This is a genomic window from Bacteroides sp. A1C1, from assembly GCF_004328515.1.
Lineage (GTDB): Bacteria > Bacteroidota > Bacteroidia > Bacteroidales > Bacteroidaceae > Bacteroides > Bacteroides uniformis.
The window spans coordinates 3,812,764-3,829,005 of record NZ_CP036491.1; the positions used below are offsets into that span (position 1 = coordinate 3,812,764).

Consider the following 16,242-nt stretch of genomic DNA (forward strand, 5'->3'; position numbering starts at 1 on the left):
TAATAGGTATTAAATAGTAAATTGTAAATAAATAAATCGTAAATATAAAGATGATTACAGTCTCTAATGTCTCAGTACAGTTTGGTAAAAGAGTGTTGTTCAATGACGTAAACCTGAAGTTTACAAGTGGTAACTGTTACGGTATCATCGGTGCCAACGGTGCCGGAAAATCTACTTTCCTGAAAACGATTTCCGGGGAGCTGGACCCTACGACGGGTTCCATCATGCTGGCTCCGGGAGAGCGTCTTTCCGTTTTGAGCCAGGACCACTTTAAGTGGGATGCTTTTACGGTAATGGACACGGTGATGATGGGACACACGGTGTTGTGGGACATCATGAAGCAGCGTGAAGTGCTGTATGCCAAAGAGGATTTCACAGACGAGGATGGACTGAAGGTTTCCGAATTGGAAGAGAAATTTGCCGAGCTGGACGGCTGGAATGCCGAAAGCGATGCTGCCGCCTTGTTGAGTGGTTTGGGTATCAAGGAGGACAAGCATTATCTGTTGATGGGTGAGTTGAACAACAAGGAAAAGGTGCGTGTCATGCTGGCGCAAGCTCTCTATGGAAATCCTGATAACTTGCTGCTGGACGAGCCTACCAATGACTTGGATATGGAGACCGTGACTTGGCTGGAAGAGTACCTCTCCAACTTTGAGCATACGGTGCTGGTGGTAAGCCACGACCGTCACTTCCTCGACTCCGTTTGTACGCATACGGTGGACATCGACTACGGAAAGATTAACCTCTTTGCCGGTAACTATAGCTTCTGGTACGAGTCCAGCCAGCTGGCGCTCCGTCAGCAGCAGAACCAGAAGGCAAAGGCCGAGGAGAAGAAGAAAGAGCTGGAAGAGTTTATCCGCCGATTCAGTGCCAATGTGGCAAAGAGCAAGCAGACTACCAGCCGCAAGAAGATGTTGGAGAAACTGAATGTAGAAGAAATCAAGCCGTCATCACGTAAGTATCCGGGCATTATCTTTACGCCCGAACGCGAACCGGGTAATCAGATTCTGGAAGTTTCCGGTTTGACGAAAACGCTGGAAGATGGTACGGTGCTGTTCCGCGACGTCAACTTCAATGTAGAGAAGGGAGACAAGATTGTATTCCTTTCGCACGACCCGCGTGCCATGACCGCCCTGTTCGAGATTATCAACGAGAATATGAAACCGGATGCGGGTACCTTCAACTGGGGTGTGACTATCACCACCGCTTACCTGCCGCTGGACAATACTGCATTCTTTAATACAGACCTGAATCTGGTGGACTGGTTGAGCCAGTTCGGCGAAGGCAATGAAGTCTACATGAAGAGTTTTCTGGGACGTATGCTGTTCTCCGGTGAGGAGGTGCTGAAGAAAGCAAGCGTATTGTCGGGAGGTGAGAAGATGCGTTGCATGATTGCACGTATGCAGCTGCGCAATGCCAATTGCTTGATTCTGGATACACCTACCAATCACCTCGACTTGGAGTCTATCCAGGCATTCAACAATAATCTAAAGACCTATAAGGGCAATATCCTTTTCTCATCCCACGACCACGAGTTCATTCAGACGGTTGCCAACCGTATCATCGAATTGACTCCGAACGGTATTATCGACAAGATGATGGAGTATGACGAATACATCACTTCAGACCACATCAAGGAGTTGCGTGCACGTATGTACGCAACAAAGTGATAACGGAAGCTAAGGACTAAATAAGCATATTTTAAATCGTTCCATCATGAGGAAAAAATCGTTCCACCATGGTGGAACGATTTTTTCACCACGGTGGAACAATATTTCTGCCATGATGGAACGATTCTTCTTTCATATCTTTTTTGTTTAATAAAGGCTTGTGCGATATTGAAAAAAAGAAGAAGGTGTGTTAGAATGATTTTTAGCTATCATTCTGACACACCTTCTTTTGCTATTAAAAGAGTCTCTTTGTTCTTATTAAGGCGGGGAATAGTCTGGGTTATTGTTTCTCCTTATATATAATTTTGCCTTGGCTTTCGCCGAAAAGGTTGTCGCCCAGCGTGGTAATCTTATTCCCCGTGGCAAGCACATAGCGCAGGTTGTCGCATCCCATAAATGCTCCGTACTCAATGGCGGTTACACTAGCAGGAAGCACCAGCGTGCCGCACAAACGACCGCAGCCACTGAATGCACGCTGTCCGATGCTTCTAAGCTCTTGCGGGAGCCGTACGTTCAGCAGATACTTCTTTTGGGTGAAAGTATAGTCGGGAATTGCAGTGGCATTACTGTTGGTCATGTCGATGGAAACCAGATTGGGCATATAGTCGCGTATCAATGTGAAGTCGGCTTCGTCCATTTTACCTTCAACGGTCAGAAAGTTAACGTCTTTGGGCTGAAATCCGGCTCTTAGCAGTTCGCTGGCAAGGCTGCCCATTTTACCAATCTGCACATTTACTGTCAGTGGTTCTCCTTCAATGAATGCAAAGGTCTCCCATTTCTTTTTGGTACGGTAGGAGTCACTGCATCCCAATGGAACAAATATGGCTGTAACGCTATCAGCCAATGCTTCGGACAACAGATTGGGAGCCGTTTTCTTCCGTATCTGGCATATCTTGAGATTTTTGCATCCCTTAAAGGCAGCATCTTCGATGTTCTTGGTCTTGTCGGAAAGGATAACCCTAGTCAGTGTCTCCTTGCCAATGAAGGTACTGTCGTCCATTTGCTTGCAGAAGGCATATGCCGGAATGCAATTGGCAGGATATACGTAAAAACGGTTTGGATAAGTTCCGTTCTTGCCTGCATACGTGCTGATAGATGCGTTCGAGATGTCCAACTGCTGCAGATTCTTGAATTCATCTCTTAGATGCCTGAAGTCTATGGCATTCAGTTTGCCCTGCAGGGTTAGTTGGGTAATTTCATTAGCTTCCGCTTCAGTCATCAGCTCCACCAAGGTACCGGGTTTGGCTACGTAGTATCTTTTGGATTTTTGTGCCGAGGCATTCAGCATTAACGCCAGTCCGGCAATGGCTAAAAGTATTTTTCTTAGTTTCATGTTTATTGATTCTAGATTGATTTTTCAAATATAGGAAGAAAACGGCAGGAATACATGAGGTTTTTTCTTTTTATTATTATTTTTGTCGGATATTAATCAATATTGAGATACAAATGGAGACAGAAGAGACGGTAAAGGAAGGGCTTGTTACAGCAAGTAAAGCAAAAAGTATTTGGTTGGCATTCGTTGATATAGTACTGTTTGCTGTACTTTCAATGATTTTTCTGTTTTTGTTTGCCATACCTTTTGCATTAGTTTTTCCGGAGTTGAAGACGGAAGTTGGTGAAACAAACATTTACTTTCAGATGCTGAATGAAGTCTTGATGCTGGTCAGTGGGCTGATTGCCGCTTGTATGGTGTTGGGCTTTAGGAAGCTTCCTTTTTCGGGTTTGGGCTTGTCTTTGAAGGGATGGGGCAGGAGCCTGCTGAGAGGAGCTTTGTTTGTCGTGTTCTTGTATGTAGTCGGTTTTGGCTTGTCTTTGCTGTTAGGGGCAGTGGAGGTGGTAGGGTTCTTGTTTTCTCCCATATCTCTGCTGGTCAGTCTTTTGCTTTATTTTTTTGTGGCGGTTACGGAAGAAGTTATCGGACGCGGTTTTATTTTAGGGCGTATGCTGGATGGAGGCATCAATAAGTTTGTGGCATTGTTTATCTCTGCGGTGTTATTTTCGTTGATGCACCTTTTCAATCCTAACTTTGCCTTTGTCCCGTTTCTGAATATCATGCTGGCAGGTTGTTTCTTGGGGGCTTCCTATATATATACGCGTAACCTCTGTTTCCCCATTGCCTTGCATTGGTTCTGGAACTGGATTCAAGGTTCCGTTTTGGGATATAAAGTCAGTGGAAATGAATTCAGCAATGAGAATCTGCTGATTCTTCACTTTCCGGAAGAAAATTTGATAAATGGAGGAACCTTCGGGTTCGAAGGCTCCATTCTGTGTTCACTACTTTTAGTGCTTGGTACAGTAATTATCTTAAGACACTATTATAAGGGATTAGAGATTAAGGATTAATACGGAAACCATTAACCATTAATCCCTAATCCTTAATCCCTAATTCTGTTCCACTCCTTTCATTGTCAGCTGTATGCGTTTCCGGTCCATATCTATGCTGAGTACCTTTACGCGTATATGCTGGTGAATGGACACTACTTCATTAGGGTCTGATATGAATCTGTCGGCGAGTTGGGAGAGGTGTACCAGTCCGTTTTCCTTGATGCCTATATCGACAAATGCGCCGAAGTTGGTGATGTTTCCTACGATGCCGGGCAGTTCCATGCCTTCGCGCAGGTCGTTGATGGTGCGCACGTTCTTATCAAATTCAAATATCTTTATCGGTCCGCGCGGGTCACGTCCGGGCTTGTCCAGCTCTTGCAGGATGTCTTTCAGTGTCGGCATGCCCACGGTGGGGGAGAGGTAGCGTTCCGGATTAATCTTCAGACGCAGCTCCCGGCTGGCTATCAGTTCGGCTACGCTGCAATCCAAGTCCTTTGCCATCTGTTCTACGATGCAATAGCTTTCCGGGTGCACGGCAGTGTTGTCCAGCGGGTTCTTTGCCTGCGGAATGCGTAGGAAGCCGGCACATTGCTCAAATGCCTTGGCGCCCATGCGCGGCACTTTCATCAATTCTTTACGGGAGGTGAAGGCACCGTTTTCGGCGCGATAGTTCACAATGTTCTGTGCCAGTTGAGGACCCAATCCCGAGATATAGGTCAGCAGGTGGCTGCTTGCGGTGTTTAGGTTGACACCTACCAGGTTTACGCAGTTCTCTACAGTTTGGTCCAGCGACTTTTTCAGTTTTGTCTGGTCCACGTCATGCTGGTATTGCCCCACACCAATAGATTTCGGGTCAATCTTTACCAACTCTGCCAGTGGGTCCATCAGTCGTCTGCCTATGGACACGGCACCACGCACGGTGACGTCGTAGTCGGGAAACTCGTCCCGTGCAATTTTAGAGGCCGAATAGATGGAAGCTCCCTGCTCGCTGACGATAAATATCTGCACATCGCGGTTGAAGCGCTGATGCTTCAAGAACTCTTCCGTCTCGCGGCTGGCAGTTCCGTTACCTATGGCTACGGCATCTATTTTATAGGACTCCATCATCATTTGCAGTTTGGCGAATGCCTCCTTCTGCTTGCTGACTGGAGGGTGGGGGTAGATGTTCTCATTATGGAGTAGATTTCCTTGTGCATCGAGGCACACAACTTTACAACCAGTACGAAATCCGGGGTCTATACCCATCACACGCTTTTGCCCCAATGGTGAGGCCAGTAGCAATTGACGAAGATTTTCCGCAAACACTTTGATGGCTTCCTCGTCGGCGCGCTCCTTGCTTTGGGTCGCGAATTCCGTTTCTATGGACGGTTTTAACAGGCGTTTGTAAGCATCCTGCACAGCTTCTGCTACTTGCTGTCCACAGGCGTTGTTGCTCCGTACGAACTGCCGTTCTAGGCGCTCCGCACACTCTTCGTCATTGGGGCTGATGCTGACTTTCAGCAAACCTTCCGCTTCAGCGCGCCGGATGGCGAGCAGACGGTGGGAACTGCATCGCCGCAAGGATTCGGAGTAGTCGAAATAGTCGCGATATTTGGCCGCTTCTTCTTCTTTGCCTTTCACCACCTTGGCGGTCAGTGTGCCTTGGCGGACAAAGGAACTCCGGACGCTGTTTCTAGCCCGTTCATCTTCACTTACATGCTCGGCTATGATGTCACGGGCACCTTTCAGTGCATCTTCCACGTTCTTCACGTCTCCTTTCACATAACCGGCGGCGCGTTCCTCCGGATGGGGCTCACGTTGCAGCATCAGCAGGGTGGCGAGGGGTTCCAGTCCTTTTTGGCGGGCTGCTTCGGCACGTGTTTTCCGTTTGGGTTTGTAGGGAAGGTAGATATCCTCCAGTAGGGTGTTCTCCCAGGTCTCCTCGATACGCTTCTGAAGTTCGGCGGTCAGTTTGCCTTGTTCTTGAATGGTGCTGAGGATGGTTTCTTTACGTTTGGCGGTTTCGCTCAGCTTTTCGTAGTGGGTCTTTATGGATTCAATCTGCACTTCGTCCAGTCCTCCCGTCACTTCCTTTCGGTAGCGGCTGATGAAAGGGATTGTCGCTCCGTTTTCCAGCAAGCCGAGGGTCTGGCTTATTTGTTTTTCTGATATGCCGAGAACGGCAGATATCATTCGATGAAAATCTTGTATCATTTTGTATCTCATTTTATAAATAGGGGGTAAAAGTACAAAAAAACAATTGTTGTTTTTTCTTTAGGTTCCAACTTTTATCTATATTTGTCAAAGCTATGGAGCAATTAAACGAATCAATCAATTGAAACACATATATCGTACAATATTACCATGCGTGGTAGCGCTTTTCTGCTGCCTTTTGCCTGTTTTCTCAATTACGGGAGAGCATCCGGTATTGATTATCAGCTCCTATAATCCGGATGCCGGTCGGACTTCCAGCAATATCTCTGACTTTATGGAGGAATTCCAACGTTTAGGAGGGACAAATACCGTTGCATTGGAAAACATGAATTGCAAAAGTTTTTCCGAAGCTCCTTTTTGGGAAAAGAGAATGGCAGGGCTATTATCCAAATACCAGAATGATAAAAGTCCGGCATTGATTGTTCTTATTGGGCAGGAAGCTTGGGCTGCCTACCTTTCTTTGGAAGACTCTGTACGCGGCAATACTCCAGTAGTGAGTGCGCTATCCAGCCGGAACGCCATATTGTTGCCGGGAGATACCATCGATTTGAAAACTTGGATGCCTGAATCCGTAGATTTTTTCACGGATTTTCCGGATTCGCCTATCAAGGCCGGTTTCGTTTATGAGTATGATGTGGAGGCGAATATTAACATGGTAAAGCAGATGTATCCTGACACCGAGAATATCGCTTTTATATCAGACAACAGTTATGGTGGTGTTGCTATGCAAGCCTATGTAGTGAAGGAAATGAAGAAATTTCCCGAATTGGATCTGATACTGCTTGACGGACGTGTCAATACAATATATACTATTTGTGATAGGTTACATGAACTGCCGGAACATACGGCAGTATTAATGGGGACGTGGCGCGTGGATATGAATGATGGTTATTTTATGCGTAATGCTACTTATGCCATGATGGAAGCTGCTCCAGCCTTGCCCACATTCTCTTTGAGTTCTGCAGGTTTGGGATACTGGGCTGTGGCAGGCATCGTTCCTGCCTACCGTGCTTTGGGCAAGGAGATGGCAAGGCAATCTTATCGTCTGCTGACTGACCCGCAGGATGGGAATACTCATATGGAAGTCATTCCGAATGAGACCATACTGGACGGCAAGCTCGTGAAGGAAAAGGAACTGAATATTGCCAACCTTCCGGAACCGGTAAAGATGCTGAATGTAACCCCTTCTTTCTATGAACAGTACAAGTATCATATCTGGTCTGTCTGTGCTGTGCTATTGGTGCTGTTGGGCGGTTTGTTCGTTTCCCTTTATTTTTATTATCATACAAAGAAGTTGAAGGATGAACTGGAGGTATCCGAAGGTGCTTTGCGAGAGGCAAAGGACCGTGCTGAAGAATCCAGCCGCCTGAAGAGTGCTTTCCTTGCCAATATGAGCCACGAAATCCGTACGCCATTGAATGCGATTGTGGGCTTCTCGGACGTGCTGTCTGCCGGAGGAGCCTCGGAAGAAGAACAGCGTGGCTATTTTGAAATTATCAGGACCAACTCTGATTTGCTGCTTCGGCTGATTAATGACATATTGGATGTGTCCCGTTTGGAGGCCGACCGCGTCATCCTTTCTTTGGAGAGCTGCAATGTAGTGCAGATATGCCAGCAGGTAGTAGCTTCCGTGGCCCAGGCACGTAGGTCGACCAATCAATTCCTATTTGAGTGTGAACGTGAGGTGGTGGAGATGCGGACGGACGTGCAGCGTTTACAGCAGGTTGTGATAAATCTGCTTTCCAATGCGGACAAGTTTACAAAGGAAGGTACGATAACCTTGAAGCTGGAACTGGATACAGCAGGGAATGTAGCAGTATTTTCGGTGACTGACACCGGTTGCGGCATTCCTTTGGACAAACAGAAACGGGTGTTCGAACGTTTCGAGAAGCTGAACGAATATGTGCAGGGAACCGGCTTGGGCTTGTCCATCTGTAAGCTGACCGTTGAGAAGTGGGGCGGTGAAATTTGGATAGATCCTGCCTATACGGATGGAGCGCGGTTTGTATTTACCCATCCCATGAATTTATAAGGACTGACAAGAAATAAGGAAATATAATGAAAAGATTTAGTTGTTTTTTTATCTGGATTTTTGTCCTGACAAGCATACTGCCTGCGCAGGAAAGAGAGGTGAAACTGAAAGTCGTACAGACCAGTGATATACACGGAAACTACTATCCCTACGACTTTATACGCCGCCGGGAGGCAACCGGCAGTCTGGCACGCGTGCATGCTTTGGTGCAAAAAGAGCGTGAGACTTATGGCGAAAACCTGATTCTCTTGGACAATGGCGACATTCTGCAGGGACAGCCCACTGCCTACTACTATAATTACATAGATACTGTTGCTCCCCATCTGACTGCAGAGATGATGAATTTCATGGGGTATGATGCCGGTAATATGGGTAACCATGATGTAGAGACCGGTCGTGCCGTTTTCGACCGTTGGGCAGGTGATTGCCGTTTTCCGATATTGGGTGCCAATATTGTGGATATTGCTACCGGAGAAACCCATTTCAAACCCTATGAGGTGCTGGAACGTGACGGAGTGAAAATTGTGGTTCTCGGTATGATAACTCCTGCCATTCCCGTATGGCTTTCAGAGAATCTGTGGAAAGGGTTGCGTTTCGACGATATGGAGGAGACTGCCCGCAAATGGATGAAGATTATCCGTGAGCAGGAAAAGCCGGATTTGGTTATCGGTATGTTCCATGCCGGTCAGGATGCCCAGCTGATGGGAGGCAAGTATCGCGAAAACGCTTCGGTGGAAGTGGCATGCAATGTGCCGGGATTCGATATTGTCCTGATGGGCCATGACCATGCTCGCGAATGCAAGAGGGTGTGCAACATAGTTGGTGACTCGGTACTGGTGATGGACCCTGCCAGCAACGGTGTCGTTGTAAGTAATGTGGATATAACCTTGAAATTGCGTGACGGCAAGGTTGTTGGCAAGAAGATAGACGGCATACTGTCCGATACGAAAGACTACGGTGTCAGCGAAGAGTTCATGCAGCGCTTTGCCCCCGAATATGCAGCTGTGCAGAATTTTGTTTCCAAGAAAATAGGTTCTTTTACCGAGGCCATCTCCACACGTCCTGCCTATTTCGGTTCTTCCGCTTTTATAGACCTTATTCATGAGTTGCAGTTGGCAATCAGCGGAGCGGATATTTCTTTTGCGGCTCCTTTGTCCTATGATACGGAAATCCGTAAAGGAGACATTTTTGTGAACGATATGTTCAATCTGTATAAGTATGAAAATATGCTTTACACCATGCGTCTGACGGGAAAGGAGATACGCGATGCCTTGGAGATGTCGTATGATTTGTGGACCAATCGGATGAAGTCTCCGGACGACCATATCCTTCTCTTCCGTGAGAAGCGCCGCGAAGGTGCTACGGATAGGGCCTCATTCAAGAATTTCAGCTTCAACTTCGATTCTGCGGCGGGTATTATCTACACGGTGGATGTGACCAAGCCGGATGGCGAGAAGGTAGCCATTCTCAGTATGGCAGACGGTACTCCGTTCGATATGGATAAAATGTATAAGGTAGCGGTGAATTCTTATCGCGGAAACGGTGGCGGCGAATTGCTGACAAAGGGGGCCGGCATCTCGCAGGATGAATTGAAGGAGCGCATCATCCACTCTACGGATAAGGACTTACGCTATTATCTGATGCAGTACATTGAGCAGAAGAAGGTGATTGAACCGCGTGCGCTGAATCAGTGGAAGTTTATTCCCAAAGAGTGGGCGGCTCCGGCTTCCAAGCGTGATTATGAGTTCTTGTTTGGCAAAGTTAAAGAATAATTCACTATCTTTGCGGCTCAAAATCTATAGTATAAGTTTTTGGACGTGAAGCAGAAGAAAAAAATTATAGGTGCATTGAGCTTGCTGGTACTGTTTATCATGTACCAGGCAAGTATCACTGCGTTCACTCACGTCCATTATGTGAATGGGGTGATGATAACGCACTCGCACCCTTTTCATGGCACACACTCTCACTCTCAGACTTCCCTTCTGGTTATCGGGCATCTGTCGGTATTCCACTCTTCCGGGGTGGATGTGTATGAGGTTCAGCACCCGATGCGTCCTTTGCTGTCCATGCTCAGAGCCAAACCGGCAACGCCTACTGTAAAGGGGGAAGTTATACGTACTCTTTCCCTTCGCGCTCCTCCCGCTCTTTTTTCATAGTCATTAGGTTTAAAAACGCCTGGATTTTTTGCATGTAGATACCAGGTGTTTTAGTCTCGAATGTCCGGTATTTCAGTGAAAGAAGTGCGGTATGTCGGATTATTATCTTTTTTCAGACTTGAATTATTTTTTTATTTAGAGCGCTAATTTGATGAAACAATACATTTTGGCGTTGGTACTTGCAGTGGTAAGTGCCAGCGTAGCTTTTGCCGTAAATCCTATAAAGGAAGGCAATATGATTTCCGGCCATGTGATAGTGAAAGGTACGGAGGAAAATATACCGTATGCCACGGTTTTGATTATCGGCAGCGGTCAGGGAACGGTTTCCAATGAAGAAGGACAATTTGAGTTCCGCAAGCTTCCGGCGGGAAAATACAAGCTCCGTGTGTCTGCCGTGGGCTATAAGACCCAAGAGAAGGAAGTGACGGTGAGCAAGGACTTTACTGCCGTCATACATTTCCCGATGGAAGAGGAGAGTTTTATGACCGATGAAGTGGTGGTATCTGCCAACCGCAACGAGGTAAGCCGCAAGGCAGCTCCGGTAGTCGTGAATGTGATGAGTACCAAATTGTTCGAGATGGTCAACTCCACCGACCTTGCCAAGACACTGAACTACCAGTCGGGCTTGCGTGTGGAGAACAACTGCCAGAACTGTGGTTTCCCCCAGGTGCGCATCAATGGCTTGGAAGGTCCGTATTCGCAGATATTGATAAACAGCCGTCCCATCATCAGTGCATTGAGCGGTGTGTACGGATTGGAGCAAATCCCCGTGAACATGATTGAACGGGTAGAAGTGGTGCGTGGCGGAGGCTCTGCCTTGTTTGGAGCTAATGCTGTGGGAGGCACCATCAACATCATAACCAAAGATCCCATCAACAATTCCTTCCAGGTATCGAGTATGTTCTCCAATATGGACGGCAAGTCCTGGGAGCAATATATGGGTGGCAATGTATCGCTGGTTGCCAAAGATAACTCCTACGGCATTGCCCTTTATGAGAGTTACCGCAACCGTAACCCCTACGACCGCGATGGCGATGGCTTTTCCGAGCTGGGCAAGCTGAACATGAATACCTTCGGTTTCCGTGCCTATTACCGTCCTACGCATTTCAGCCGCATCAATCTGGAATACCATACTACTAACGAACTTCGTCGCGGAGGTAATAAATTTGATTTGCAGCCGCATGAGACGGACATTACCGAGCAGACCAAGCATATCATCAATAGCGGAGGCGTGAGCTACGATTTATTCTGGAAAGAGTACAAGCATAAGATTTCAGCTTACACCTCCATCCAGCACACCGATCGCAACAGTTACTATGGTGCCCAAAAGGACATGAATGCCTACGGCAAGACGAAAGACTTGACTTGGGTTGCCGGTGGCATGTATGTAGGCAATATGGACAACTGTTTCTTTGCTCCCGCTACCTTCACCGGCGGACTGGAATATCAGAACAACTCCCTGCATGACATTATGACCGGCTATCATCGTGACATGGAGCAGGATGTCCGCATTGCCAGTGCTTTCGTGCAGAATGAGTGGAAAATGAATGTACTGACCATGTTGGTCGGCGCCCGTCTGGACAAGCACAACCTGATTGACAAGCTTATTTTCAGTCCTCGCGTCAACCTGCTCTACAAGCCGACAGATGATTTTCAGGCACGCTTGACTTATTCTACCGGTTTCCGTGCTCCGCAGGCATACGATGAGGACTTGCACGTAACGGCAGTAGGCGGTAAGGGTGTCCAAATCAAACTGTCCGACAATCTGCGTGAAGAGCGTTCCAACAGTTACAGCGGTTCGGTAGACTGGACTGCCCATTTGGGGCACTGGCAGGCAAACATTCTGGTGGAAGGTTTCTATACAGACCTGCGCCATGTCTTTGTGCTCGAAGATATCGGCAAGAACGAAGTAGGGGATGTTATTAAGGAGCGCCGCAACGGAAACGGTGCACGTGTATATGGTGCCAATCTGGATGCGAGGATTGCCCATGGTAAGGAGGCGCAGTTCCAACTCGGATTTACGGCACAGCGCAGCCGCTATACCCATGAGGAAGCTTGGACAAAGGTGGACGGAAAAGACCTTACCACTAAGCGCATGCCCCGTACACCGGATTATTACGGGTACTTCACTTTCTCTTCCGCACCGGTAAAGAATTTTGATTTCTCTCTTTCCGGCACTTATACGGGAAAGATGATTGTTCCGCACTACGCACCGGAAGATGCTCCCGAGGGTGCCTTCTGTAATATCACTTCAGACCGCATGGAGCATACTCCCCAATTTCTGGATCTGAATGTGAAGTTGAACTATACGTTTGTGCTTCACGACCATATCAAGCTTCAGTTGAATACGGGTGTACAGAATATCTTTAACAGTTTCCAGAAAGACCTGGATAAAGGGGAATTCCGCGATGCGGGTTATTTCTACGGACCGACGCAGCCGAGAACCTTTTTTATCGGTTTCAAGATAATGAACTAAAAGTTTCCATTTAAGAATTTTTAGAGCTAAATTCCGCAAAATAGTCCTACATTTGTCGCCAAAGCACAAAAACCATGGATACTAAGAGAATACGGAATGTAGACATTTCCCAGATACATCATTTGCCGATGATTGATTTCATCGGCAATGATTTTGCTATTTTTAATAACATCAAGGATATGCCTTTGAGCTCTTATCCCACCCGTTTGAATGCTGCTTGCCTGACTGTCTGTTTGAAAGGGTGGTGCAAACTGGAACTCAACCTGCAGCAATGTGAAATGCGGGAAGGTATGTTGGGCATTATTCTTCCCGACCAGATTGTTCTGCAACGGGAACGCTCCGAAGATTTTTCCGGACTTTTCATTGCTGTTTCAAAGGACTTTATGGATATGGTGATACCTACCATGCAGCAGCTTTTCCCTATGTTCTTTATGATTAAGGAACGGCCTTTTGTCCACATCACTCCGGAGGAATCCCAATCATTTCAGGAGTATCACTCTTTTCTTTGGAGCAAGGTGAAGCTGAAAGACAACCCTTTTCGTAAGGAAATCACTCAGGGGCTGCTGTTGGCCCTTTTTTATGAGATATATAACATTTATCAAGGACATGTCGTTCAGGAACGCATTCCCAAAAGCAGGAAGGAAGACTTGTTCGAGCGCTTTATCCGTGCCGTTTCAGAGTCCTATAAAGAAGAGCGAAGTGTGTCCTATTATGCCGATAAGATGTTTCTCACCGCCAAGCACCTCTCCACCGTAGTGAAAGAAATCAGCGGAAAGACGGCAGGCGAATGGATTGACAGTCTCGTAGTTTTGGAAGCCAAAGCCTTGTTGAAGTCTTCCGAAATGAGCATTCAGGAAATTGCGGACGAGCTGCATTTTGCCAACCAGTCCTTCTTTGGTAAGTATTTCAAGCATCACACTGGCATGTCACCTAAAGAATATCGCCGGCAATAGGTTCAATGTGACGGAATAATGTTTATTTTTGCGGTAAAGATTTACCCCCAAAATAAACTATCATGGAAAAAAGAGAAATTGACCTTACTGTTTCCTGCTATGGAAAGGTGAAAGGAGTGAAGTATGACGTTGTCATCTTGCCGTGGGGAGCTACGGAGCCCCATAATCTGCATCTGCCTTATCTCACTGATTGTATTTTGCCGCATGACATTGCTGTAGACGCGGCTGCGCTGGCTTTGCAGAATTCCGGTGTACGCTGCATGGTGATGCCTCCCGTACCTTTCGGTGCACACAATCCGGGGCAGCGCGAACTTCCGTTCTGCATTCATACGCGCTACTCCACCCAGCAGGCCATTTTGGAAGACATAGTTGCCTCCCTCTATGCACAAGGCATGCGCAAGCTGATTATTCTCAGCGGTCATGGCGGCAACAACTTCAAGGGAATGATTCGTGACCTGGTGTTTGTATATCCCGATTTTCTGATTATCGCTGCCGACTGGTTCAGCATCGTCTCTCCCAAAGACTACTTTGAGGCTGCTGTCGACGACCATGCCGGCGAGTCTGAGACTTCCGTCATGATGCATTACCATCCCGAGCTGGTGAATCTGGCTGAGGCCGGTGACGGAGAATCCCACCCGTTTGCCATTCCTTCCTTGAATGAAAAGGTTGGCTGGGCTCCCCGCCATTGGGATAAGGCTACAGTCGACAGCGGGGTAGGGAACCCCAAAAAAGCTTCTGCCGAGAAAGGAGAACGTTATATGAAGCCGGTGGTGGAGAAGTTGGCGAAGCTCTTTAAGGAAGTCGGTCAGGGAAGTTTGTATTGATATACTTGGCTTCCGGCTATATATAAAAATAGGCAATAACCGTTGTGGATATTGCCTATTTTTTAAGTGCACCCTAAAAACTAATCTCTTTACTCTTACAAAAACTAATCTTTCTCTATTTCGAGTACAAAATTAGAAGGTTTTTACGGGTTATGAATTGACATAAGTCAAAAATCTCCTTTGGATATTATTTTTTCAAACGTGCCCAAAAGCCTTTCTTTTTCTGCCGGACCGGTTCACTGTTTTCGCGAAACAGTTCTTCGTAGGTCAGTCGGTCATGTATCATGCGGTAAATGCTTCCCCAGTCAGGCAGTCCGCCCAGGTTGCGGTCATCGATAAAGAGATCGGCTTTTACTTTGCGTGAAAAACCGGTGTGTGCGATGTCTTCTTCCGGATAGTCCCGGTTGACGGCATAGAATTCCACACCCCGTTCCCTGCACCATTCCACAGCTTCCTCCAGGAGCTTCCCTTCACGTACCGACCATAAAATCAGCCGGTGACGCTCGTTTATCAGCATCTTCAGCGTAGCGGTGGCAAAGGGAATTTCTTCTCCTATCCGGGGGTAGCGGTGTTCTACAATGGTACCGTCAAAATCAACGGCTATGGTCATAAATGAATAGCTTTTATTGGTTTCAGACTGTGGAGAAAATTATCCTTGACCGCCTGTGGCGCCGCCCTTCGCCGAGCAACCGGTCTTCGTATTGCTTGATGAGGTTGGGGGTAAGCTCTTCAAAGGTGATGGAACGGTTGCCGGTGAAGCGGAGAAAACTGTTCAGTGTACTGGTGTATATGCCGGAGGTGCTATAGCGTCCGGTTTGCCTTATGCTTCGTATCAGTGAACTTGTAAATGTATATATAGAAGTCATAATCTGAATTTTAAGTTTTAGAATTGCATATAAACGCTTCCGGGACTGAAAAGATTTCGTCCCGGTGGAACTTTTCTTCAGGAAGAAAAGAGGGGTTTTCGTATAAAACTCAGATATGTGGCCTTCGGGCAGACAGGAGGAGGGTTACAGTATGCCCGAACGTACCCGGCTCAGTGTTTCGGGGGTCATCAGCAGATAGGACGCAATATGCGACAAAGGAGCCCGCTTGATGACCTCGGGCTGTTGTTCCATGAGTTGGGTGTAGCGTTCGCGTGCAGTCTCAAATCGCCAGGAATCAGCCTTTATTTGTGAGACAATCAGGGAATATTCCAGAATCTTTCGGTAGAACATATTTATTTCCCATGAAATTTCGGTGAGCGTCAACAGCTTGTTGTACGGCAACAGATATACGACGCTCGGCTCAAGCGCCTCAATCATGAGATGGGTGGGTTCCTGCTTCAGAGTACTTTCGATGCAGATGATGATGCAGCCTTCATAGGAAAAGTGCTCGGTGACGTCTTTGCCATTCTTATAATAGAATTGGCGCAGCATACCTTTTCCTACAAGTACGATATTATGGCTTACCTGCCCTTCATTGAGTAACAATGCGCCTTTCTCGACTTCCTTGCGGATGAGGATTTTCTCTATCAGCTTTCTTCCTTCGGGAGCCATACTCGGATAACGGGAATTGACAGTGGCGTCTACGGTTTCTTTCAATAATGCATCCATAAGACCATGATTTATTTG

At 47.1% G+C, this 16,242-nt stretch carries 13 protein-coding genes; 8 read left to right on the forward strand and 5 right to left on the reverse strand.

Annotated features, from left to right (window positions below):
• Positions 1-50: 50 nt before the first annotated feature.
• Positions 51-1,670, forward strand: coding sequence for an ABC-F family ATP-binding cassette domain-containing protein (locus EYA81_RS15685; RefSeq protein WP_005827934.1), 1,620 nt, complete (start codon positions 51-53; stop codon positions 1,668-1,670).
• 280 nt (positions 1,671-1,950) lie between these two features.
• On the opposite strand, the gene EYA81_RS15690 is transcribed toward EYA81_RS15685, so the two are convergent.
• Positions 1,951-3,003 carry a leucine-rich repeat domain-containing protein gene (locus EYA81_RS15690; RefSeq protein ID WP_117601473.1) on the reverse strand — a complete coding sequence of 351 codons (1,053 nt, stop codon included), beginning with the start codon at positions 3,001-3,003 and terminating at the stop codon, positions 1,951-1,953.
• 113 nt (positions 3,004-3,116) lie between these two features.
• On the opposite strand from EYA81_RS15690, the gene EYA81_RS15695 reads away from it, so the two are divergent.
• A complete protein-coding gene (locus tag EYA81_RS15695) occupies positions 3,117-4,013 on the forward strand; it encodes a CPBP family intramembrane glutamic endopeptidase (protein ID WP_117601474.1) in 897 nt (298 codons plus the stop codon).
• 39 nt (positions 4,014-4,052) lie between these two features.
• Here EYA81_RS15695 and EYA81_RS15700 read toward each other — a convergent pair whose 3' ends face one another.
• Positions 4,053-6,188: a Tex family protein gene (locus EYA81_RS15700; protein WP_117966607.1), complete on the reverse strand. Its 2,136-nt coding sequence runs from the start codon at positions 6,186-6,188 to the stop codon at positions 4,053-4,055.
• Positions 6,189-6,309: 121 nt separating this feature from the next.
• Between EYA81_RS15700 and EYA81_RS15705 the strand changes: the two genes are divergently transcribed.
• The 6 genes from EYA81_RS15705 to EYA81_RS15730 all read left to right on the forward strand — a co-directional run bounded on the left by EYA81_RS15705 (position 6,310) and on the right by EYA81_RS15730 (position 14,629).
• The gene (locus EYA81_RS15705) at positions 6,310-8,220 is read left to right on the forward strand and encodes a HAMP domain-containing sensor histidine kinase (protein WP_117601476.1); all 1,911 of its coding nucleotides are present in this window, start codon (positions 6,310-6,312) and stop codon (positions 8,218-8,220) included.
• Positions 8,221-8,246: 26 nt separating this feature from the next.
• Positions 8,247-9,992 (forward strand): bifunctional UDP-sugar hydrolase/5'-nucleotidase, encoded by a 1,746-nt coding sequence (locus EYA81_RS15710; protein WP_131226029.1) that lies wholly within the window; start codon positions 8,247-8,249, stop codon positions 9,990-9,992.
• A gap of 45 nt (positions 9,993-10,037) precedes the next feature.
• On the forward strand, positions 10,038-10,376 hold the full coding sequence (locus tag EYA81_RS15715) for a hypothetical protein (protein ID WP_034525598.1): 339 nt from the start codon (positions 10,038-10,040) through the stop codon (positions 10,374-10,376).
• A gap of 151 nt (positions 10,377-10,527) precedes the next feature.
• Entirely contained in the window at positions 10,528-12,852 is a 2,325-nt protein-coding gene (locus EYA81_RS15720; protein WP_057258986.1) for a TonB-dependent receptor, read from the forward strand.
• A gap of 74 nt (positions 12,853-12,926) precedes the next feature.
• A complete protein-coding gene (locus tag EYA81_RS15725; RefSeq protein ID WP_131226030.1) occupies positions 12,927-13,805 on the forward strand; it encodes an AraC family transcriptional regulator in 879 nt (292 codons plus the stop codon).
• 62 nt (positions 13,806-13,867) lie between these two features.
• Entirely contained in the window at positions 13,868-14,629 is a 762-nt protein-coding gene (locus tag EYA81_RS15730; protein ID WP_131226033.1) for a creatininase family protein, read from the forward strand.
• Between the two features lie 187 nt (positions 14,630-14,816).
• Here EYA81_RS15730 and EYA81_RS15735 read toward each other — a convergent pair whose 3' ends face one another.
• The 3 genes from EYA81_RS15735 to EYA81_RS15745 all read right to left on the reverse strand — a co-directional run bounded on the left by EYA81_RS15735 (position 14,817) and on the right by EYA81_RS15745 (position 16,224).
• Positions 14,817-15,239, reverse strand: a complete 423-nt coding sequence (locus tag EYA81_RS15735) for a BT0820 family HAD-type phosphatase (RefSeq protein ID WP_117601479.1) — start codon at positions 15,237-15,239, stop codon at positions 14,817-14,819.
• Positions 15,240-15,261: 22 nt separating this feature from the next.
• The gene (locus EYA81_RS15740; RefSeq protein WP_117601480.1) at positions 15,262-15,495 is read right to left on the reverse strand and encodes a phage integrase SAM-like domain-containing protein; all 234 of its coding nucleotides are present in this window, start codon (positions 15,493-15,495) and stop codon (positions 15,262-15,264) included.
• Positions 15,496-15,639: 144 nt separating this feature from the next.
• The gene (locus EYA81_RS15745; RefSeq protein ID WP_117966598.1) at positions 15,640-16,224 is read right to left on the reverse strand and encodes a Crp/Fnr family transcriptional regulator; all 585 of its coding nucleotides are present in this window, start codon (positions 16,222-16,224) and stop codon (positions 15,640-15,642) included.
• Between the last annotated feature and the right edge of the window lie 18 nt (positions 16,225-16,242).